At 38.2% G+C, this 22,345-nt stretch carries 22 protein-coding genes; 11 read left to right on the top strand and 11 right to left on the bottom strand.

All coding sequences use genetic code 11. From position 1 onward, the window contains the following. Positions 1–53: 53 nt before the first annotated feature. The 5 genes from HS960_RS16650 to HS960_RS16630 form a co-directional block, all read right to left on the bottom strand. Positions 54–968 carry a substrate-binding domain-containing protein gene (locus tag HS960_RS16650; protein WP_182330090.1) on the bottom strand — a complete coding sequence of 305 codons (915 nt, stop codon included), beginning with the start codon at positions 966–968 and terminating at the stop codon, positions 54–56. 5 nt (positions 969–973) lie between these two features. Continuing rightward, positions 974–1,444, bottom strand: a complete 471-nt coding sequence (locus HS960_RS16645; RefSeq protein WP_153846000.1) for a DsrE family protein — start codon at positions 1,442–1,444, stop codon at positions 974–976. 31 nt (positions 1,445–1,475) lie between these two features. Next, entirely contained in the window at positions 1,476–2,456 is a 981-nt protein-coding gene (locus HS960_RS16640) for a c-type cytochrome (protein ID WP_182330088.1), read from the bottom strand. 80 nt (positions 2,457–2,536) lie between these two features. Then, positions 2,537–3,439: a LysR family transcriptional regulator gene (locus HS960_RS16635; RefSeq protein ID WP_153845998.1), complete on the bottom strand. Its 903-nt coding sequence runs from the start codon at positions 3,437–3,439 to the stop codon at positions 2,537–2,539. 61 nt (positions 3,440–3,500) lie between these two features. Beyond that, positions 3,501–4,871, bottom strand: a complete 1,371-nt coding sequence (locus HS960_RS16630) for a dipeptidase (RefSeq protein WP_153845997.1) — start codon at positions 4,869–4,871, stop codon at positions 3,501–3,503. A 107-nt stretch (positions 4,872–4,978) separates the two neighbouring features. Between HS960_RS16630 and HS960_RS16625 the strand changes: the two genes are divergently transcribed. From HS960_RS16625 to HS960_RS16595, 7 genes are all read left to right on the top strand, one after another. Continuing rightward, a complete protein-coding gene (locus HS960_RS16625) occupies positions 4,979–5,293 on the top strand; it encodes a hypothetical protein (RefSeq protein WP_153845996.1) in 315 nt (104 codons plus the stop codon). Positions 5,294–5,300: 7 nt separating this feature from the next. After that, entirely contained in the window at positions 5,301–5,852 is a 552-nt protein-coding gene (locus HS960_RS16620; protein ID WP_159730492.1) for an RNA polymerase sigma factor, read from the top strand. Further along, complete coding sequence (locus HS960_RS16615) at positions 5,845–6,198, top strand: hypothetical protein (protein ID WP_153845994.1); 354 nt, start codon at positions 5,845–5,847, stop codon at positions 6,196–6,198. The genes HS960_RS16620 and HS960_RS16615 overlap by 8 nt, the downstream gene beginning before the upstream one ends. A 183-nt stretch (positions 6,199–6,381) precedes the next feature. Continuing rightward, positions 6,382–9,105, top strand: a complete 2,724-nt coding sequence (locus HS960_RS16610) for an outer membrane beta-barrel protein (protein WP_182330086.1) — start codon at positions 6,382–6,384, stop codon at positions 9,103–9,105. An 18-nt stretch (positions 9,106–9,123) separates the two neighbouring features. After that, positions 9,124–9,912 carry a GLPGLI family protein gene (locus tag HS960_RS16605; RefSeq protein ID WP_182330084.1) on the top strand — a complete coding sequence of 263 codons (789 nt, stop codon included), beginning with the start codon at positions 9,124–9,126 and terminating at the stop codon, positions 9,910–9,912. Between the two features lie 253 nt (positions 9,913–10,165). Further along, positions 10,166–12,883 (top strand): outer membrane beta-barrel protein, encoded by a 2,718-nt coding sequence (locus HS960_RS16600; protein ID WP_182330082.1) that lies wholly within the window; start codon positions 10,166–10,168, stop codon positions 12,881–12,883. Between the two features lies 1 nt (position 12,884). Continuing rightward, a complete protein-coding gene (locus tag HS960_RS16595; protein WP_153847225.1) occupies positions 12,885–13,676 on the top strand; it encodes a GLPGLI family protein in 792 nt (263 codons plus the stop codon). Positions 13,677–13,735: 59 nt separating this feature from the next. Here the strand turns inward: HS960_RS16595 and HS960_RS16590 are convergent, their stop codons facing one another. Beyond that, positions 13,736–13,915 (bottom strand): histone H1, encoded by a 180-nt coding sequence (locus tag HS960_RS16590; RefSeq protein WP_153847224.1) that lies wholly within the window; start codon positions 13,913–13,915, stop codon positions 13,736–13,738. 118 nt (positions 13,916–14,033) lie between these two features. Then, positions 14,034–16,172: a S46 family peptidase gene (locus HS960_RS16585; protein WP_153847223.1), complete on the bottom strand. Its 2,139-nt coding sequence runs from the start codon at positions 16,170–16,172 to the stop codon at positions 14,034–14,036. Between the two features lie 176 nt (positions 16,173–16,348). Here HS960_RS16585 and HS960_RS16580 point away from each other — a divergent pair, with 176 nt between their 5' ends. The 4 genes from HS960_RS16580 to HS960_RS16565 all read left to right on the top strand — a co-directional run bounded on the left by HS960_RS16580 (position 16,349) and on the right by HS960_RS16565 (position 18,860). Beyond that, on the top strand, positions 16,349–17,719 hold the full coding sequence (locus HS960_RS16580; protein WP_153847222.1) for a DEAD/DEAH box helicase: 1,371 nt from the start codon (positions 16,349–16,351) through the stop codon (positions 17,717–17,719). Between the two features lie 6 nt (positions 17,720–17,725). Further along, positions 17,726–17,971 (top strand): hypothetical protein, encoded by a 246-nt coding sequence (locus HS960_RS16575; RefSeq protein ID WP_075991115.1) that lies wholly within the window; start codon positions 17,726–17,728, stop codon positions 17,969–17,971. Positions 17,972–18,074: 103 nt separating this feature from the next. After that, positions 18,075–18,425 carry a gliding motility protein GldC gene (gldC, locus tag HS960_RS16570; protein ID WP_088160288.1) on the top strand — a complete coding sequence of 117 codons (351 nt, stop codon included), beginning with the start codon at positions 18,075–18,077 and terminating at the stop codon, positions 18,423–18,425. Positions 18,426–18,452: 27 nt separating this feature from the next. Further along, entirely contained in the window at positions 18,453–18,860 is a 408-nt protein-coding gene (locus HS960_RS16565; protein WP_075991117.1) for an EVE domain-containing protein, read from the top strand. A 110-nt stretch (positions 18,861–18,970) separates the two neighbouring features. Here HS960_RS16565 and HS960_RS16560 read toward each other — a convergent pair whose 3' ends face one another. From HS960_RS16560 to HS960_RS16545, 4 genes are all read right to left on the bottom strand, one after another. Continuing rightward, positions 18,971–19,498, bottom strand: coding sequence for an acyl-CoA thioesterase (locus HS960_RS16560; protein ID WP_046674180.1), 528 nt, complete (start codon positions 19,496–19,498; stop codon positions 18,971–18,973). Positions 19,499–19,512: 14 nt separating this feature from the next. Continuing rightward, positions 19,513–20,427, bottom strand: coding sequence for an SDR family oxidoreductase (locus HS960_RS16555; protein WP_153847221.1), 915 nt, complete (start codon positions 20,425–20,427; stop codon positions 19,513–19,515). A 182-nt stretch (positions 20,428–20,609) separates the two neighbouring features. After that, the gene (locus tag HS960_RS16550) at positions 20,610–21,554 is read right to left on the bottom strand and encodes a M20/M25/M40 family metallo-hydrolase (RefSeq protein WP_075991119.1); all 945 of its coding nucleotides are present in this window, start codon (positions 21,552–21,554) and stop codon (positions 20,610–20,612) included. 89 nt (positions 21,555–21,643) lie between these two features. Beyond that, positions 21,644–22,294 carry a lipoprotein signal peptidase gene (locus HS960_RS16545; RefSeq protein ID WP_075991120.1) on the bottom strand — a complete coding sequence of 217 codons (651 nt, stop codon included), beginning with the start codon at positions 22,292–22,294 and terminating at the stop codon, positions 21,644–21,646. Between the last annotated feature and the right edge of the window lie 51 nt (positions 22,295–22,345).

Here is a 22,345-nt window from a genome sequence, read left to right as displayed (position 1 = left end):
TTTTGACCTAAAGTAAAGAAAGAAAATGGATAATTAATTATCCATTTTCTTTTTTAGTCTACTGTGAAACCATATTTCTTGTAAATATTCTTGGCTGTTGGCGAGTCCATGAATTTTAAAAAGTCATCTGCAGCCTGCGCATGGGGTGCGTTTTTAAGCTTTGCAGCAACGTAAGTTGCAGTTGTATTTTGCGCATCAGGAATGGTGATCCCTTCAACTGGATGGCCAATTAGTTTTTGGTAAACGACTTCAGAAGCCCAAACCGGAGCTGCGTCTGCCTGTCCATACAATATACGCATGGGGCTCTCCCTATGGTGGATCTTGGTCAGATAAGTGCTGCCATCTTTGACCTTATCATCCATGATTTTCTTGACGAGTTGTTCGCCCCCGGCTTTTCTATAGGATGCTTTGATCTGCTCCCCAATTCCTTCCCATTGGGGATTAGGCATGCTGATACGAACTTTGTCATTCCCCAGATCATTCAATGTTCTGATATTACTGGGATTTCCTTTTGGAATCATCAAACAGATATTGTTGTAGCAATAAACCTGTGTATGACTGAAGTAATCTGCCATCTCGTTGATCGCTCGTTTACTCGCTGTGTAAATATCGGGCTTATGCGTAATGCGTAGATTGCCTATCGTGATTGATCCGCCTTTAATCTGTTTAGCTAAAATGCCTGGCGGCAGGGTTTCAACAAAAATACGTTCGTATTGTGGGTATTCTTTTTTGAATGATGCAAGTAGATCATCGACAACCATAAATTGATTGCCCGCGAAAAAAACGGTAAGCTGCGGATTCTCGATATCACCATATAAATCTGGAATATTATCTATCCCGGGTACCGTAAAATTTAGAGCCGATTCTGGTGGATTATTCCAGGGTGGGTCAAAACGATGTTCTTGTGCCTTAATTTCCTGGGCTCCCAATAATGCTATTGTTAGACCAAGCAGTAGAAAATTCTTCATTATACTTATGGTTTAACGATAACCCAACCTTCATTTGCTCTTAAGATTAATTCACCATTTCCGCTAGGAACATAGCCTATAAAATCAAATAGTTCTTCTTTGGCAATATGTTTCTCTTCCAACGTATTCAGGCATTGCGCTACGATAACGCCTTTCTCGACGAGGTCTTTCAAAGGTTTCTCGTATTGGCTGTTCTTTTTTAGGTAAGCTTCGGTACCACCGGAAAATGCAACCAACTCAACCTGTAAGTGTCCTTTTAACCGTGGGTCTTTCAAGACATTGTTAATATTACGGATTGCTTTTTCAATTGTTTTTGGATCATTGCTATCCAGCTGATAGATGGCTTTATACGCTTTTTTCTTAGCAACGGCACCGCTGTATTGATGGTTATTGAGCAACAATTTATTGTCCTGTGCTTTCGCTTGAATAGTCGTTATCGCTACTAAAATGCAAGCGATTGTAAATTGTTTTTTCATATTTATTATTGATTTAATGGGGTATTTATGTTTAAAAATTAAAAGGTCCGAGTTTATGTTGTTCTATACTAACGTTATCGGCATAAGGTGGATAGGGGCTATCTTTGGGCTTTTTGCTTATATTAGGATAGTCCAATTGCTTGTTTGTTTTTTGAGGTCTATCGAAAGAATTGATATATGCTGCGACATCATAGGCCTCGTCGTCTTTCAATTGAGGTGCATCATAAGTTGCGCCCAAAGGCATATTAGCTTTGATAAAACGTGTGGCGGTCAGTAATCGTGCCATTCCAGCGCCGTCATTGTAGCTGTCTTTTCCCCATAAGGGTGGATATTGATATCCTTTTCCCGCTGTTTGTAGTAGCCCCTGACCATCCTTTCCATGACAACTTGTACATTTGTTCTCAAAGACCAATTGACCATGTTTCAAGTCCGCCGCACGGTTGGGAATATCCATTTTTATAAATCCTTGGCCTGCTAACCGACCTTTATTAACTGTATTTACGCTGATGTTTTTAATATAAGTGATAATGGCTCTCATTTCCTTGCTATTTTCAGGAATGGCTCGGCCGTTCATGCTTCTCTCAAAACAACCATTGATGCGCTCTTCAAGTGATTCAACCTTATTTTCTCGTCCAATATAGGTTGGAAAGACATTGGTGAGCCCGACATAAGGGGCAGCAAAAGCCTTTGTGCCTCCATTGAGATGGCAGCTGCTACAGGCAAGCTTGTTGCCGATTTTGACCTCCCCATCATAGAAATAATCGTATGTATTTTTGATTAGCTTTTCACCATAACTGGCCATTTCACCTTCGGGATTATCTTTGAATGAGATTTCCTTAAATTGGGAAACGTGCGTAATAAGTGAGTCGTTGCGCATTTCAAGAGAATCTGTTTGCTTTTTGTTTTCCTCATGTTTTAGTGGAAATACACATAAGGTCGTACATGTAATAACCAATGCTACAATGATCCAGCTGAGTGCCTTTAAATAATCTGTTAGTTTTTTATATTCCATTACGCTAATTCATTTGTACAAATCTAGCCGCCTCAAATCTGGAATTAAAACGAAGTTTGTTTATGAGATATAACATTTGGTTATAACTTGAAGTTTTGCCGCAGACAGAATTGCAGAAATTGGTTGGGCGTACCGGCAAGTCCTCCATATAAATGGGTAAAATAGAAATAACGTTCTATTGTCAATTGTGGAATATCAACAATGGTCAATAGATTATTTAACACTTCTTTTTGCACCGTATGAATAGATAAAAAAGCAAAGCTGTTGCGACGTGCAAGGTAGCCTTTGATACTCTCTGTTGAAGGCAAGATCATTTCTATCTGTACTTCGGATAGATTAATGCTGTTATCTTTTAGTGCATTCTCAATAATTGTTCGTGTACCCGATCCCTGCTCACGTAGTACCAAAGGTAAGCGCGTGATATCGGATAGTATTGGATTTTTTAATTGAGCTAATAGTGGGTTTTGGCTATTTGTGACCAAAACTAACTCATCCTTCATAAAAGGAATGTATTTCAGCGCCCGGTTGTCGGTAGACCCCTCGGTGATACCTAAATCCAATGTTTTGTCGACAAGCTGCTCCTCAATACTGCGGCTATTGGATTGAAAAGACTGGATACGGTTGTTGGGATATTGGGATAGAAAATCGGCAAGTAGAGCGGGTAAAACATATTGGGAGATGGTTGTACTGGCTCCTAAAACGAGATTTCCTTTTCGCCCTTCCTGCAATTCCTGTATTTCTTGACCCGCCTGATTATATAGATTGATAATCTGTTGGGCATATTTATAGAGAATCTGACCTGAATCAGTTAAATTAAGATTGTTGCCCTTTCTTTCGAAGAGTGGTACGCCAAGTTTCTTTTCTAGTTCTTGGATGTTTTTGCTTACGGCTGGTTGTGAGATGAAAAGGGCCGAGGCCGTTTTGGTGAAATTAAGGTGCTGAGCCGCAGTGTAAAATACAATTAAACGAAAATCAAAATCCATAAAACGATAAAGGGTTATTTCTAAAATTTAAAAATAACCCTTTATCTAATGAAAAACTAAATTATTTGCTTAGTTCCGCGTAATATTTATGAAATAAAGGAATTGTTGATATTCCCATAAGGTAATTCTCAATACCATACTTTTCATTTGGAGAGTGTAGGTTGTCACTATCCAGACCGAAGCCTAGAAGTACAGTCTTTAAACCCAATACTTCTTCAAAAAGAGCGACGATTGGGATTGAACCACCACCACGCGTTGGGATAGGCTTAACACCAAAGGTGTCATGGAGGGCTTTTTCTGCTGCTTTGTAAGCAACACTGTCGGTCGGTGTGACGACAGGTTCACCACCATGATGAGGTTTAACTTCTACTTTCACATAATCTGGTGCAATAGATTCAAAATGTTTTTTGAAAAGCTCCGTAATACGGTGAGAGTTTTGGTTCGGTACAAGACGCATTGAAATTTTTGCATTCGCTTTTGAAGGTAATACCGTTTTGGCGCCTTCACCGATATAACCACCCCATATACCATTTACTTCCAAGGTTGGGCGAATACCGGTGCGTTCTAATGTCGTGAATCCTTTTTCCCCCCAGATATTTTGGATGCCCAGGTCTGTTTTGTATTCTTCAATATCAAAAGGTGCTTCATTTAATGCTTTACGTTCTTCAGCAGTCAATTCGACAACATCATCATAAAATCCAGGGATAGCGATATGATTGTTTTCGTCATGTAATGATGCAATCAGTTTTGCTAATATCGTCGCCGGATTGGCTACTGCTCCACCATATACGCCGGAGTGTAAATCTCTATTAGGCCCCGTAACTTCAACTTCAACATAAGAAAGTCCACGTAAGCCAGTTTCTAACGATGGTTGAGCCATGCTGATCATCGATGTGTCAGAAATAACAATAACATCAGCTTTCAGTCTTTCAGTATTTTCTTTAACAAATGTACCCAAATTGACTGAGCCCACTTCCTCTTCACCTTCAATCATAAATTTGATGTTGCATGCTAATGCATCATTTTTAATCATGTATTCGAAGGCTTTTACATGCATATAAAACTGACCTTTATCATCGGCAGAACCACGTGCATAAATTTTGCCATCACGGACCGTCGGTTCGAAAGGAGGGGTATCCCACAATTCGTATGGATCAGCAGGTTGTACGTCATAATGACCATATGTCAACACTGTAGGAAGTGCCGGATCGATAATTTTTTCTCCATAAACGATTGGATTACCAGCGGTAGGACAAACTTCTACATTGTCGGCTCCGGCTTCACGCAATTTCTGAGCAACAAATTCAGCAGTCTTTTCAACATCTCCTTTAAATTTAAGATCGGCACTTACTGATGGTAAACGCAATAAATCAAACAACTCATCCAAAAAACGTTGCTTGTTTGCTTCTACATATTCTTTAATGTTTTGCATATTGTTTGTGTTTGAAACAAATTTACACAAATCGAGACATTTAACTCAATTTGTTGTAACCTTTTCAGGAATGGCTGTGACTAATGTAAAAACTAATTCAAATAATTATGGAAAAGCAATCAGTAGGAGCCATTTTAGGAATCGGACTATTTACATGTATCACCTTGTGTGTTTATTTTATTATGCGGTATCGGAGTATGGCTGTACAGATTCCGGGTGAAAATAAGAAAAGAGAGTCACTAGATTGGCAAAAGCCTGGGATTTTGGTGCTTGGTATAGGAATAGGATTATTCATTGTGGGAATTTTGGATAACTACATGAATACTGATTTGCCAGATTCACTTGCCGTCTCAATTTTGATTATTTCTGCGGGTGTTGCAATGATAATTGCTAACCGATTGGATAAAAAACGCGATATTTAACCCGCCAATGGATGAAATCTATATTCGAAAAGTTCTATCAGGCGATGTGGAATCCTATCGTTATTTTATAAAAACGTATAGGGATATGGCATTTTCTGTCGCTCTTTCTATTGTAAAGGAAGAGCATTTGGCAGAAGATGTCGTTCAGGATGCATTTATAAAATGCTATCAATCGCTGTCTTCCTTTAAAGGGAAATCGAAATTTAGTACCTGGTTTTACCGAATTGTTGTACATGTTGCTTTTAATGCCATTCGTCATAAGAAACTGGAGTTGGTCAATTTTGATCTATCCCACCATGACATGTCGCATGAAGATTCCGTATTGGATGAGATAATCGATCACGAAAGAAAAGAAATGATCAACGATGCACTCACTATTTTGCCCGCTCGCGAGTCTGTTGCATTACGGTTGTTCTATCTCGAAGAACAGTCGATGGATGAAATTAAAGAAATTATGGGCTGGACATTAGCGAATACAAAGGTGATCTTGCATCGGGCCCGTAAAAATATGCAGATCATTTTAAGTCAGTTAATTAAAAAAGCGGAGTATTATGGATAAGGAACAGGAAAAATTCAAGAAAGTTATGCAAATGAGTAAAATAGAAATGCCATTTGACGATTTTGAACAACGTATCATGAACGGTATTGCTGCGCTCGAGAAAGATAAAGAGAAAGCCCTTTCAAATAAAAAGTATGCGATTACATTTTTTCTTCTTGGGACTGTTTGTGGCATGATGTTCAATAATTATCTGATGGCCAAAATTCAAGTTGCAGACATAGCCCCGGATCTTAAAAATTATAGTGCGATTGGTGGCCAGTTATCTTTTGCTGTTTTGATATGCTTTTTCTGTCTTCAGTTGTGGCGTTTGATCAATATGCAACAGAAGAGGGACTATCAAGCATAGTGAAGATCTTTTGTATGAAAACATCGAATCTGAGCTTCTGTAAAAAGGACCTCTTATTTTGCTCGAATGAGGAATTATGAACCAAAATCCGTTTTTTAAGAAATAAAATTAAATTTACTGTAACAAAACATTGGCTTTATCTACTAATGTTATATTGATATTAATTTACTATCCAACAATTTTATGAAAAGAGTTTTACAAATTCTCTTATTTTTCATTTTTGCTATTCCTGGTTTGGCTTCGGGTCAATCCAAGATTGCTGGAAAAATAAGTGATGTAAAGGACCAACTAAAGTTATCAGACGCAACAGTTATGCTGTTGACCGCTAAAGATTCCATATTAACAGGCTTTACGAGATCTGACGAAAATGGTCTGTTTTCCTTAGCCAAGCCCGATACAGGAGCTTACGTGCTGATTGTGAGTTATCCCAAGTATGGCGATTTTTATACGGAGATTCAATCTGGTGTGGATTACTCCAAATTGGCTATTGGTCTAACAAATACAGCCACATTATTACAAGAAGTCATCGTTACTGGACGCATCCCAATCACAATTAAAGGTGATACCACAGAATATGATGCCGGCAGTTTTAAAGTTGAGAAGAATGCCAAGGTTGAAGACCTGTTGAAAGCTTTGCCTGGCATCACGGTTGATGCATCTGGAAAGATTACTGCACAAGGTAAAACAGTCAAAAAAGTATTGGTAGACGGTGAGGAATTTTTCGGTGATGATCCGACACTGGTGACACGAAATATCCGATCGGATATGGTGGATAAAGTTCAGGTTTATGAGAAAAAATCCGAGCAGGCAGAGCGAACAGGAGTGGATGACGGTCAGCGTGAGCAAACGATCAATGTAAAGCTAAAAGAAGGCTCTAAAAATGGCATGTTCGGAAAAGCGCTTCTTGGCGGTGGAACCGACGACTACTATATGGGGCAATTGATGTTGAACAAGTTTAAGGGATCGCAGAAAATATCAGTTTATGGGCTTTTCGGTAATAATGGTACCACGAGCATGAACTGGCAGGATGCACAAAAGTATGGTGGTGATTCAGGTGTGTCCTATGGTGATGACGGATCGATGAGCTGGTCTAATTTTACGGATCCTTTTTCTGGGCAAGGGGTTATCGGTGTACCTAAGGCTATAAATTCGGGCGTTAACTTCTCGGATAAATTTGATAAAGATAAACATACAGTCAACATTAACTATAAATATGGAAGATTGAGCAGTGATGGAAATGATGAAACGATTATGACCGGTTTGATCAATAACAAATCAGTGAAGAATGTAGATTCTGAAAATGACCAGCATCGTGCCAATCTGAAATATGATCTGAAATTAGATTCGTTAAATCTCTTAACCATACGAGGGGGGGCATCAAGAAAGAATCTTTGGTCAGATAACAAGCGTGAAGCTTACCAATTTGGCCAAAATTCAGATACAACCATTGCTGAGAATACACGCGAATTGGTGAAAAATAACATCAACGAGTTCAATTTTAGTACTTATTTTACGCATAAATTCAAGAAAAAGGGACGTTCTTTTACATTTGATGGTCAATGGAAAAGAAATGAGATGAAAGGTACTGGACATTTGAATTCCGACCTGCGAAATTATAGCTTAAAAACAGATTCAACTACAGATCAAAGTAAGGTACGTAACAATACAAGTGATGTGCTAAGCGCTTCAATTTCCTATACCGAACCCTTATCCAAAATTTGGAACCTTGTTGTGGGAACAGGAATTGAGCAGAGTAATAGTAGTTCCATTGTGGAGTCTTTCAATATTGATGGAGAGGGAAATTATACTCAATTGGATCGTCGTTTCAGTAATAACTATGATTTTGATAGAAGCAGCAATAGGTACAAATTGGCCATAGTTCATACAACTGAAAAATTTAAGTTCACTGTGGCTAATAATTTCAATAATGACAAATTGAAACAGTTCAATAACTATACAAGCGAGGGGATTACAAGAAGTTACTTTACGTATAATCCAAATGTAAGTGCAGGCTATTCCTTTACAAAAACTAAGGGGTTATGGATGAACTATACCGGCAAAAATCAATTGCCTTCTTTGAGCCAGATCCAACCGATCTTGGATAACTCAGACCAGATTAATCGCTATTTGGGAAATGAAAACTTAAAACCATCGTTTAGAAACTCATTAAATCTGAACTATAATTCTTTCCGTGTTTTGACCGGGAATTACGTTTATGTCGGCGGTAATATTTCTACCGAAAAGAACCCGATTACGCAGAATATTGATACCCTAAAAGGAATTAATACATATACTTGGAATAATGTTGATGGCAAGACAAATACTTCCCTGAACGTATGGTCTGGAGTTTATTTCAAGCTGAGCAAAAAACTTGGCCTGTCCAACTCACCACAGTTTTATGTGAATATGAGTGATAATTATAATATGTTCAATCACCAATTGAATAAAGTAAATACGACGAACTTTAATTTTACGTATAATTTCAAAAGAGATACCAAGACAGGTTTAAATTTTGACCTGAACTTTAGTCCACAATATCGTTTGATGAAATCAAGTTTGGAACGCAATACCAACAGTAATGGTTTTGTATTCGCTTCCAACGGAAGTGTGGAGTATTTTTTCAACAAAACATTTAAGGTTTATACCAATTATACCTACTCCTACGAGGCGGCCACCAAAGCTTTTGATGAGAAGTTTGAGCAGTTTTTGTTGCATCCGGGTGTAAGCAAGAAATTCCTGAAAAATGAATCGTTGGTGTTGGATTTTATGATCAACGATGTTCTTAACCAGAACAAGGGCTTTAGTCGTTCGGCATCGACTTCTGTCTTTACGCAACGTCGATATGATACGATACGCAGATATTATATGCTTAAACTATCATGGGATTTTACAAAAATGTTTTTATAAAATATTAAGCGAAATACAATGTTAAAATATATCTTTTTTATCTTCTTCTGTTGTTCAGCCTTAGGTCTTAAAGCACAGTATACGTTGTTTGGTCGATCGGGAACTATTTCCTACGATAAGACGATGTATATGAAGAATATCGTAAGTAAAAAATTCATCGCTAAGGCCGATGATAACTCAAAACAGTTTTTTGAGCGTATAATACCGAGATTACCAGAAAGTGCCGTGTTAAAGAAGTCAATGAAATTCAATACCACGGAGACTTTGTTCGAGTCGGTAAAAGACGAGAGCCTGGATGCAGAGATTAAGCAGTATATTATGATGCTTGCGCTAGACTTTGATGCAGCAACACTTTCAAATATGTCTAACCGATCTTTTTTGAGATACAATGATATTGTAGGTGAAAAAATTATCGTTCAGGATTCCATGAAACGTATCAAATGGAAAATCACAGATGAATACCGTGAGATCGCTGGCTACAATTGCAGGAGAGCCAATGGTATTACACCGGACTCCATTTATGTCATTGGATACTACTGCAATGAAATTCCTATTAGTGGTGGCCCAGAGTCCATCAATGGTCTTCCGGGAATGATTTTAGGCTTGGTCGTACCTAGTCAGCACGTTTCCTATTTTGCAACAAAAGTCGAACTCAGCAACACAGTTGTGATGGACAAAAAGAAATTTGAGAATACAAAGGTAAAACGAATGACAAGAAAGGCCATGACAGATCAAATTACAGGTGTGCTGTCTCAACACATGAATAAAGAAACTGTTCAATTTATTATGGAACTTGGCAATTTATAAAAATCAAAGCATGCTGTTCACACAATATGTTGTGTATTTCTAACTGTTTAGATAAAAAAGCTCTTCAAAAGAAGAGCTTTTTTTATGGTTTTTAATTTGTATTGTATTGTTAACCAGTTGTTTGTTTTGTTTTTTTAATGTCTTTTTATTACGTGTATTTTTTTTGAGATAAACTTAAATTAACTGAAACAAAATATTAGTTTTGTGCACAAATTTTATTATTTATATAATTATATACTATCCAAACCATATTATGAAAAGAGTGGGGCAACTACTTTTACTTATTTTATTCTGTTTCTGCGGAATAGTTCATGCTCAATCCCGGATTGAAGGAAAAATCAGTGATGTAAAAGATCAGCTTAAGCTGCATAATGCAACAATTATGTTGTTAACAGCCAAAGATTCCATTTTGACCAATTTTGCCCGTTCGGATGAAAATGGTAAGTTCTCTCTTGAGCGTCCTGATACTGGACAATATTTTATCATTGTCACCTATCCGAAATACGGTGAATATTACGCGGAGATCCTGCCAGGGCAGCATTACAGTAACATGTCTATTGGAATGACCAGCAGCGCAACCTTGCTGGAGGAAGTCATTGTTATGGGACGGGTGCCCATTAGTATCAAGGGCGATACAACGGAATATGATGCCGGAAGTTTTAAAGTGGAAAAAAACGCCAAAGTTGAAGATTTGTTGAAAGTCTTACCTGGGATTACCGTCGATGCCTCTGGAAAAATTACTGCCCAAGGAAAAACAGTGAAGAAAATGCTTGTTGACGGCGAGGAGTTTTTTGGTGACGATCCCATTTTAGTAAGCCGGAATATTCGTTCTGATATGGTTGATAAAATTCAGGTCTATGAAAAGAAGTCTGATAAGGCTGAGAAAACAGGGATTGATGATGGTGAACGTACACAGACAATCAACGTGAAGTTAAAAGAGGAAGCTAGACGCGGAATATTCGGGAAAGTAGATGTCGGTGGAGGTAGTGATAAGTTCTACGCTGGACAGGGCTTTTTGAACTATTTTAATCAATCGTTTAAAGCTTCGGCTTATTTGATTGCAAGTAATACCGGCAAGAGCGGGCTCAGTTATGAGGAGGTATCAAGCATGGGGGGTGATTACGATAGAGGCGATAATTTTAATGGTGAAGGTATTCCTAAGTCCTTGAATACGGGATTTCTATATTCAGATAAAACCGCTAACAAAAAACATGCTTGGCGGATCGACTATAAGCATATCCGATCCGATGTTGATTTGGATCGCAACGTGTTCACGCGCAATGCGGCACGCGACACGATATTGACTAGCAATAGCAGCACATTGGCGTCAAATGAAAACAGAAAGCATAATATTGGTTTGAAATATGAATTTAAGGTCGATTCCATGTCGGATTTAACGGTTTGGGCAGGTGCAAATAAAAGACATGATAATAGTTCTTCAGAGACACAATCAACTACTGTAAATCAATTTGATCAAAAGATCAACGATAACATGCGAAAGTTTAAGAACGATTCTAGATCCGAACAGTATAATGCCTCTGCACTCTATGTAAGACGTTTTAAAAAGAAAGGCCGTTCGTTATCATTCAACTATTTTACATCGGGCAATAAACAGGATGGTGAGCAAGATTTGTTTTCTAAACTTAGATTTTACAAATTAGGGAATGTTGAAAGAGATTCGACTCTCGACCAGAAGAAATTTGTGAAAAATAGCTCTTTTTCCACGGGGGGTGAATTTGCTTATTCCGAACCGATTTCAAAAAAGATTATCCTTTCTTTCGAATATGGATTGAATTTCAACAGAAATAACAACGCAGTTAGGTCTTTCGATAAAAATCAGAATACCGGTAGTTTTGATAGACTAGATAGTTTGTATAGCAATGATTTCTTATACAAAACGACAAAAAACACGTATAATCTTGCTATTAATTACAAGCCTCTGGAAAAGTTGGTGGTCAATGTCTCGAATAAGTTCGAGAACAGTAATCTGTCGCAATTAAACCGCATGGAGAATTCGAGACTCTCACGATCATTTTTTGTGTATAATCCGGTGGTTGATGTTAATTATGAAATACAGAAAAATAAATCGATTAATCTAGAATATCAGGGTACCAATGGTTTGCCCTCTTTAAATCAGATCCAGCCACTCCGGTCGAATTTGGACCCTTTGAATGAATATCTAGGTAACGAAAATTTGAAACCATCCTACACCAATAATTTGAATCTAAGCTTTAGAACGTATTCCGTATTGGAAGATAAGTTTATAGGTATCTTTTTAAGTGCATCACGTACAAACAATGCTTTAGTGCAAAATACAACGATTGATTCATTGGGTAAGACGACATTTGTTTGGGGAAATTTGAATCATAATAGCAATAATCAAATTAGCATCAGGCCAATGTATTACGGCAAATTATGGAAAAAAATTCAATTGAGACATGGTGGCGGTCCATCGGTATCTTTCAGCAACAATTATAACTATGTCAATACTGTTTTGGCGAATGCCAAAGTGCAGCGTTATGGGATGAATTATAGTCTACAGCGATCGACAACCAAAGGCTTGGACTTTGGTATTGAATTGTCTCCAGGCTATCTTATACAAGACAATTCCATTGGTGCAATGGAAGATAGTAAGGGATTTACGTTTTCATCTGAGGGAAACCTAAAGTACTTTCTTCCGGCTAAATTTATTGTGCGGGCAGATTTTAGCTACAATTATCAGGCTCCTACAGCGGTGTACAGTAAAAAATTTGAACGATTTGTGCTGAGTCCCGCATTATCAAAAAAATTCCGAAAAGATGAAAAGCTTGAATTGACCTTTATGGTTAATGACCTCCTCAAACAGAATGTGGGTTTTGACAGAAGTCAAAACGGGACACTACTGACCGAACGCCGATACAACACAATCAGCAGATATTATATGGTTAAGCTCACTTGGGAAATAAATAAAATGCTCGTAAAATCGAAATAAAATGAAAGATATCAAAAATTTACTCGTCCTATTGCTGTTCTTTTTCTGGGGAGCCACAGCTTTTGGACAATATGCTTATTTTCCTACGCAAGGAACAATTACCTATGACAAAACCGTGTTTCTTAAAAACCTGCTCAAACGCTATGCAACATATGCAAAAGACGAGGATACACGTAACTCCATCAAAGAAATGATCGGGCAGATTCCCGAAAACCAGGTGTTGAAAAAGAAACTGACATTTTCCAATGATGAGGTCCTCTATGAGCATATTGCTGAAGAGTATTCGGACGTTGTTAGCGGGCTGATGCGGTCTGGTATTTTTGAGTCTGGGATAAGTGGCTACCAAAATTTGAAGAGTAAAGCATTTAATTCTGTCTTTGAGTTAGGGGGGGAACGGGTTGTCGTGGCAGATTCGACATTAAAGATCAAGTGGAAAATCACGAATGAATACCGTGAAATCGCAGGTTACCCCTGCCGTAGGGCCAATGGACTTGTATTGGATTCCATCTATGCCGTTGCTTTTTATACGGATCAAATCCCTGTTTCGGGAGGTCCTTCGGCCTTTAATGGACTACCGGGGATGATTCTTGGTTTGGCGGTTCCAGAGCTGCATTACAATATGTTTGCAACGAAGGTGGAGTTGGGAGCCGTAAACCCTTCATCGGCTACCTTGTTAAAGAAGAAAGATAGACCCTTGACAAGGCAGCAGGTTTATGATAAACTGAAGGCCTCTTTCGGTGATTACCTGGGTATTAAGATTTACAATTTGGTGATAGCCTGTACATTTCTGTAAAAACCAACAAAAAAGGCCTTTCATTTGAAAGGCCTTTTTTATGTTTAACTTCGAAAAAACTATTTTCCGTCGTTTTTCTTAGAAGTAACTTCGTTACGAAGTTCTTGTGCTAAGGTTTTGATTTCTTGTAATCCTTTACGTACACGTGTACCAGCTGCAGAATTACCATTGTTGAAGAACTTGTCTGCATCAGCTTCGATAGAAGCTACTAACTCTTTTAATTTTACGTAGTTTTCCATTTTTTTATAATTATAATTTTAGTTTTTATGGTTTTTCCTAAACACTCCTTAAATATACAAAAACGAATCAAATAGAAAATAAATTTCGTTTTTTTTTATCGAAAAAGCTTAAAAAAAACTATTCAACAATCTTAAGTTCGTCAATAATGTTGGTTGCTCCTGCAAATTTATCGATGATAAATAACACATATCGGATATCAACTGAAATTGTACGTTGTAGCTTGTGGTCGAAGATCACATCACCAGCCATAGCTTCAATATTACCATCAAAAGCTAGGCCAATTAATTCACCGTTGCCATTTATTACGGGTGAACCTGAGTTTCCGCCTGTTATGTCGTTGTCACTTAGGAAGTTCACTGGTAGATATCCTTTCTTGTCTGCATAACGACCATAGTCCTTATTATTGTACAGATCCATCAAAGGTTGTGGTAAATCAAACTCTTCGTCGCCCTTTTTGTACTTCGCAATAGTACCTTTTAACGTTGTGTAAAAGTTTTTGTCTGCATCGTTACGGGGATCTTGTGGTAGGCCCTTGATCGAACCGTAACTTAAACGTAACGTACTGTTCGCATCTGGATAGAATTTGCCTTTTGGATTCGAAGCCAATACCCCAGCGACATATTTACGATAAGCACCTTCAAATTTGTCATCTTGTGTTTTCCAGCTAGGATCTACTTGACGGTATCTGTTAAGTAAGGCCGAAGAAAGTTTATACAATGGGTCATTGGCTAAAATTTCAGCGTTAGGGGTCTCCAGGTAATTGTTCAAACGTTCAGCAGAAGCGAAGATGCTGTTCTTCACAGATTCTTTGACATAAGCCGTAAAGTCACCGTTATTTTTAGCAGCCAATTCTGCAATATATGGCGCAATATTTCCTGCTTTTTTAGCATAAAGATTCAATTCGTCAATCAATACTTGCTCTTCAAGCGGCATGTACATTTTTTCATAACCTGCATCGATGGCAGATTTTAAACGAGGAAGAATAGCATTTCTTCTTGCTTCATCTCCAGCAGTATATACTTCTAAACCTGATCCAATTGTGTTCGGTAAAGCTGCAATTGCACTAGAACGCAACATACCCATTAAATAGTTGTCATGTCTAGCTTTCTCGTTTGTCGAAGCATAAAATTCGTTGATTGTTTTGATGACATCACCGTATTCTGCTTTGTTTGCAGCTTTATTTGCCCATTTGTCAAATTTAGCTTCGTCTTTTGCTTTAGATTCTGCAGTTTTATGTAATGTCAAAGCATCAATCATTCCTTGACGGTTTTTCCAGTAGTTAGCTACCTGAGAGTATTTTGAAGCATAGTTCAATTTTACAGCTTGGTCTTGATCCATGAATTTTTTCATGGCATCCATACCTGTTTTAGAAGCTTCTACCCAAGCTGGATAAGCGAATTTAACATTCTGATTGATTCCTCCAGCAGGCATCCAACGATTGGTACGACCTGGATAGCCTAAGATCATCGCGAAATCTCCTTCTTGAACACCTTTTAAGCTGACAGGTAGGAAATGTTTAGGTTTCAAAGGGACATTTTCTTGTGCATACTCTGCTGGATTACCATTTTTATCAGCGTAAACTCGGAAAATTGAGAAATCTCCCGTATGACGTGGCCATTCCCAGTTATCCGTATCACCGCCAAATTTTCCAATGCTATTTGGGGGTGTTCCCACCAAACGGACATCATTGTAATCTTGGTATACAAAATAATAATACTCATTGCCTTGGTAGAACGATTTTACTTCAACCACATACTTACCATTTTCGCTATTCTCTTTTTGAATTTTGGCAATTTCAGCGGCAATGATTTTTTTTCGTTCATCTTCAGCCATTTTGTTGTTGACCAAACCTAAGATTCGTTTTGAAACATCATCCATGCGCACAAAAAAGCGAACCGACAAAGATTTAGGTTTTAACTCTTCATTTTTGGATTTGGCCCAGAAACCATTTGTTAAATGATCATTTTCTGGTGTAGAAAGTTCAGCAATAGCACCATATCCACAGTGATGGTTGGTGAATACCAAGCCTTGATCAGAAACGATCTCAGCAGTACAGCCACCATTGAATTGTACGATTGCATCTTTTAAGCTAGAGTGGTTAATGCTGTAGATTTCTTCGGCACTTAAGCGAAGCCCTTTTTTCTGCATATCTGACTCATTCAGACGCTTTAGATACATTAAAAACCACATTCCCTCATCGGCAAATGCAGCAAAGCTTGTTGTGATGAACAACAAACACATCCATAATTTTTTCATATCAACCTGATAAAAAGTTTGTTTATACAGTACAAAAATGCTTTAATTCTCTTAAAAACCAAAATATTAGACTTTATAATATGCTTTTTACCAATTTTTATGTCAATTGAAAGTAAATGTGTGCCGTATTGGTTGTCAAGGAAAGTCAAATGGACTCTTTTCCTTATCTTTGCAAGATGCAGCAATCATTTGAAAATTTTAAATTCAATAAACAGATCTTAAATGCGATAGCGGAGGCGGGGTATCAACAACCGACAGAGATCCAAGAAAAGGCAATTACTCCAATATTGGCCGGGCAGGATGTGATGGGAATCGCTCAGACGGGAACTGGAAAAACCGCGGCATTCGTGTTGCCCATGTTGATGAAGTTAAAGTATGCTCAGGGAAATGATGCGCGTGCGTTGATTTTGACACCAACGAGAGAATTGGCCATGCAGATCGAAGAAAATATTAAGCTGTTTTCTACTTACCTTGATTTGCGTTCAGTGGTACTTTATGGTGGATTAGGACCAAAAACTCAGATAGAAATACTCGAAAAAGGAGTGGATATTATTGTGGCAACTCCAGGTCGATTTTTAGACTTGTACCTCGAAGGGCACATTGTTGTCAAATCACTCAAATTTTTGGTCTTGGACGAGGCCGATAAGATGATGGATATGGGTTTTATTAGTAAGATCCATCGTGTACTTGAAATCGTACCACGCAAACGTCAGAACTTATTGTTCTCAGCAACAATGAGTGAGCTTGTTCGCAAAATTGCAGGTGATTTCTTAGCATTTCCGACCGTTATTGAGGTATCAGAACAAGCTACACCCGCAAAAACGGTGAGTCAGGCATTGTATGTTGTACCCAACCAAAAGACAAAATTGAATTTGCTTCAGCATCTCTTGCAAGATGATGAAGCGTTTAGCCGATTGATTGTTTTCTGTAAGACAAAGCAGGTAGCAGACAATGTTTTCCACTTTTTGGAACGTAAATATGGTAAAGATGAGGTTCGTGTTATTCATGCCAATAAGGGGCAGAATACACGTATCAACTCCATCAATGCGTTTAAGGAAGGGAATATTCGTATTTTGGTCGCAACGGATGTGGCGGCGCGAGGACTTGACGTTTCTAATGTAAGCCATGTGATCAACTTTGAAGTACCTATTGTTATAGAAGATTATGTGCATCGTATTGGACGTACCGGGCGAGCTTTCAATGAGGGGGATGCTATCACGTTCTGTAATGATGCCGAAAAATATTATGTTCGCAAAATCGAAAAATTGATCAAGCAAAGTATACCTGTCTACGCACTACCAGAGGATGTCTTTATAGAGAAAACACCCTATCATGAAAAACAGGATATTGCGCGCGAGATTGATAATCAAAAACGAAAAGATGATCCAGATTTCCAAGGTGCTTTTCACGAAAAGAAATACGTTATCAAACAGAAAGAAGTGCGGGAGGCACAACGAGCTTCCGGATTTAAACCAAAAGCAAAAAGTAAAAGTAAGTCTGCAGGTGGAAAATCGGGAGGAACAAATCGCAATTTTAAAAAACGTTAATTTATTGTGCGCTTTACACCACTAAATATCGCTAGTGCATGCCTTGTTGCCTGGTTTGTTATGGAAAACCCCAATGATGAAAAGGCTTTATTTACTTGGGGCGCATTTATCCTATTGTTGTTGATATTGACCGTTATTGATATTGTATTTAGGGTCTTTGTAAAGCCAAATAAAAAAATGTGGTTATTACAATTGGCATTTTTGGTAGTCGTTTGTGTCACCAGTTTAATTGTCAAAGTAACCTTTGGGTAAGAGGTAAATTAAAAATAAAGACGAGTTAGGTTGTGAATCGATGGCAAATATAGTTCCTGTTTCAAAAAACATAGCTCAATATAAATAGCTCAATAATATTAAAATGAAAAAAGCTGAAATAAAATTACAGGTAGAGTTAGATGAAAACAACGTGCCTGAAAATATCATGTGGTCTTCTACAGATGGAAATAATGCGGAGGAATTACCTGCAAAAGCGATGTTTTTAGCCCTATGGGATTCACATTATAAAAATTCAATGCGTATTGACCTTTGGACTAAAGATATGCCCTACGATGAGATGAAACGTTTTTTCTATGAAACGCTGCAAACATTGGGCGACTCTTTTATCCGTTCTTCAGGCGGTGATCCAATGGCAGAAAAAGTTATTGGCGACTTGCGTGATTACTGTGCGCATTTTGCAGATAAAATGGAAGTTTTAATGCCACAACAATAGTTTTTAACGCTTAACAGAAATTTGACCATGCAATACTTCTTAGTAAAATCTGAACCATTTAAATATAGCTGGGAACAATTTAATAAAGATGGCCGTACATTTTGGGATGGCGTTCGTAATTATCAAGCTAGGAATAATATCAAAGCTATGAAAGAAGGGGATCTGGTCCTGTTCTACCATAGCAATGAAGGAAAAGAAGTTGTGGGGGTGGCGAAAGTCGTCAAGGAATTTTATCAAGATCCGACAACAGATGATGAGCGTTGGGTCGTTGTGGATCTGGCACCTGTAGAGACGCTGAAGAAATCCGTTACGTTGGAAACTATCAAGGCTGATGAGCAGTTGCAGGATATCGCTTTGGTCAGACAAGGACGTTTGTCTGTAATGCCTTTGAAGCCAGAAGAATTTGATCGGATTTTAGCGCTTGGTAACGCGTAAGCTATCGCGAATAAATCAACCCAGTATATGGGGATATAACTCAAAAAGGGAAAACGATCATTTTCCCTTTTTGATTATTTACACGGTATGTAAGTCATGAACATTAAACATTAGTTCTTTTGACTAAAAAGACTGACCAGCGCTTTTAATTTTTTTGCATTTTCAGGCTTTAATTTCCCCGCGAGAATAAGGCGCAGTTCTCTTCGTTGTAATGCATCTTCGTAAGCTTTGTGTTCTATATCTGTTTCCGGAATTAATACAGGCACAGCTTTAGGGTTGTTATCCGCATCAACAGCAACAAAGGTATAATAAGCTTCGTTGGTTTTTACACGGGTGCCTTCCGGTAAATTAGACGCGAAAATTTCCATGCGTACTTCCAAGGAACTATTAAACGCACGCGTTACCTGAGCTTGTATCGTGACGACCTCACCAAGTTTAATGGAGCGCTTAAAAGATACATTGTCGACTGATACTGTTACGACGACATTGCTACAGTGTTTTTGAGCAGCAATAGCTGAACAGATATCCATCCAATACAATAAACGGCCACCCATCAAATTCCCAAAAGTATTTGTGTCGTTGGGTAATACCAATTCGTTCATCTCAGTGTATGACTCTCGCGCAAATTTCTCTATCATATCATTATTTGTCATTATCGTCCAAACGTTTTGAATTGATTATCTATGATTGCCAAAGAATCCATAAATGACGTCGGCACATAACCCAATTCAGCGTTAGATCTAGTCAGATCAAAGCCTGTCTGCCGTGGCCTGTTCTCCGCCTGTCCAATGCTGGCAGCACTGATCTCCGAAATCAATCCTTTATCTAGTTGCCAGTAGTCTGCAATTTTGTAGACAGCCTCATTGATCGACATTAACTCTGCTCCTGAAATATGAAATATTCCCTGCGCTTTTCGGTCAATAGCGAGTTGGCAAGCATAAGCTAAATCATCCACAAAGGTAGGCATTCTCCATTGGTCATTGACTACTTTTATGGGTTCATTTTGCGACAACTTACTTTTAGCCCATAATACTAGATTCGAACGATTGGGGTCAGCATTGATCCCATAGACTAATATCGTGCGAAGGATAGCATAATTGCAGCTGGACCGCACAAGCACTTGTTCGGAAGCGTATTTACTCTTCCCATATTCACTTTGCGGATTGGGGAGATCTGTTTCATCATAAGGCGCATTTTTTTTGCCATCAAATACAAAGTCTGTAGATAAGTGGATCAGTTGGGTCTGATGTGCAGTACAGTAAGAAGCCAGATAGGCTACGAGATCGACGTTAAGCGATTGACATGCTGCTTGATCTGCTTCACAAGCTTCCACACTTGTCATGGCTGCTGTATGTACAATTGCATCAAAAGTTTGTGCAGATAAAAAATCTGTCAGTTTTTCCCGATCCGATAGGTCTACTTGAAAGAAAGCATAATCCACTTGATTCGGGTTGCGATTTGGACCCTTTGAAATGGCAACAACATCATATTGGTCATTTTTAGCAAGTAAATCAACGACTTTTTGGCCAAGGAATCCATTGGACCCTGTCACTAGAATTTTTTTCATCAACAATAATTAAATGATATCCAAGCACCTGTTTATAAAAACTCGTTTGCAGGGTCTTAAGTGTGCTGTTTAGTTTATTCGTATATGTCTACAAACTAATTTACTAATCTCTGTTATAGCATTTTAGCATATAAAAAGCTAGATTATCACATTTTGTTAGACACAAATCCGCCTTTTTTGTTTTAGTTGGTCCATATAAAATCCATTTTACTGGATTGTTTCATGATATTTTCAACTACTGTTTTTTCTAGATCTAAAATGGACTTTAAAGCGTTATAATCAATTTTATCGGCATCATCGGTCGGCATATGGTAGTCTGGGTGTCCACCAGTATGGAAAAACAACACCGGTATATTCTTTTTGTAGAATGAAGTTTGGTCAGATCCGCCGTTGCCATCCTTGCTAAGATTAAATTTTATAGGTGCCTGAACATCTTTGAATATAGCTGGCCATTGACTACTTGTTCCATAGCCGATTACAGCAAGGCCATTGCTGGGATTATAGCGGCCGATCATATCCATATTGAGCATGGCTGTGATTTTCTCCAATGGTAGAGTAGGGTGTTCCGTAAAATATTTGGAACCAACTAATCCCAATTCTTCCGCCCCGAAAGCAATAAACAATAAGTTGTAGGGTTCTTTTTCATTGTTGCTGCTAAAGTAACGTGCGAGCTCCAATAAACCAGCCGTACCAGAGGCATTATCGTCGGCTCCATTGTGGATTTTGCCTACTCCTAAGGAATCTTTTGAACTTCCTTGACGACCTGTTCCCAAGTGATCGTAATGTGCACCTATAACAACTGTTAAGTCTGCACCATTGTCAATAAATCCAATGATATTATCTGCATTGCGAATGCTGTCTGCAACTTTTACTTTCCAGACTTTGGCTTTGAAGGATTGGCGGTATCCTTTTTCACCTTTAGGCTCAAGTTTGTATTTTTTGAATTCCTTTTCAATATAATCTGCAGCTTTAAATACTTCCTTACTGCCCGTTCCTCGTCCCTGCATTTTGTCGTCGGCGAGGTAATAGATATGTTTCTTTAAGTTAGAAACTTCGATCTGTTGTGCCTGTGCTATTTGGATTCCTAGTAGGCAGCAAAATGTCAGAAGTAGGCTAATGTTTTTCATGCTAATAGTAGAGTTTAGATAGTTGTATTGGGTTATATGTGCAAAAAAATAAAAGCCTTGGGATTAACAAGGCTTTTAGGGATATTTCGTTAATCTTCAACGATTTCACTGTGGATGCTGGATTTCTCTTCTTTTTCTGTTTTGAAATACCGTTTTTGAAATAACAGGATCAAAACCACCCCAACAGAAATTGCCGAGTCGGCAATGTTGAATACAGGTCGGAAGAAGAGGAACTCTTCACCGCCCCAAAAGGGCACCCAAGAAGGGAAGTTGCCTTGAATTAATGGGAAATAAAGCATATCGACTACTTTTCCGTGCAGGAAGGAAGAATAACCACCACCTGCTGGGAATAAACTCGCTTTATCATACCAGGTACTTTCACTAAAGATGACACCGTAAAAAGCAGAATCGATGATATTTCCTAAGGCACCGGCAAGAATTAGGGCAACATTTAAGATGAATCCACGGTTATACTTATTTTTGATCATGTAATGTAGGCCGTATCCAATACCAGCTACGGCTAAAATACGAAATACCGTCAAAAATAATTTTCCATAATCACCGCCAAATTCCATACCATAGGCCATTCCATTGTTTTCAATAAAATGAATCTGGAAAAATTTGCCCAATACATGGTGGCTTTGTCCAATTGTCATTGTGAGCTTAACCCATATTTTTGACAATTGATCTATTAAAAGTATCGCTACGATGAGCGCGATCGGTTTCGTATAACCCTTCATTGTGTTATAAAAATGGTCCTTGCCTAAGCAAAGACCATATATTTAATGCCT

The organism is Sphingobacterium paramultivorum, assembly GCF_014109745.1.
GTDB lineage: Bacteria > Bacteroidota > Bacteroidia > Sphingobacteriales > Sphingobacteriaceae > Sphingobacterium > Sphingobacterium paramultivorum.
Note: the sequence above shows the minus strand (reverse complement) of the source record. Positions and strands in the feature narration are given on the sequence as shown.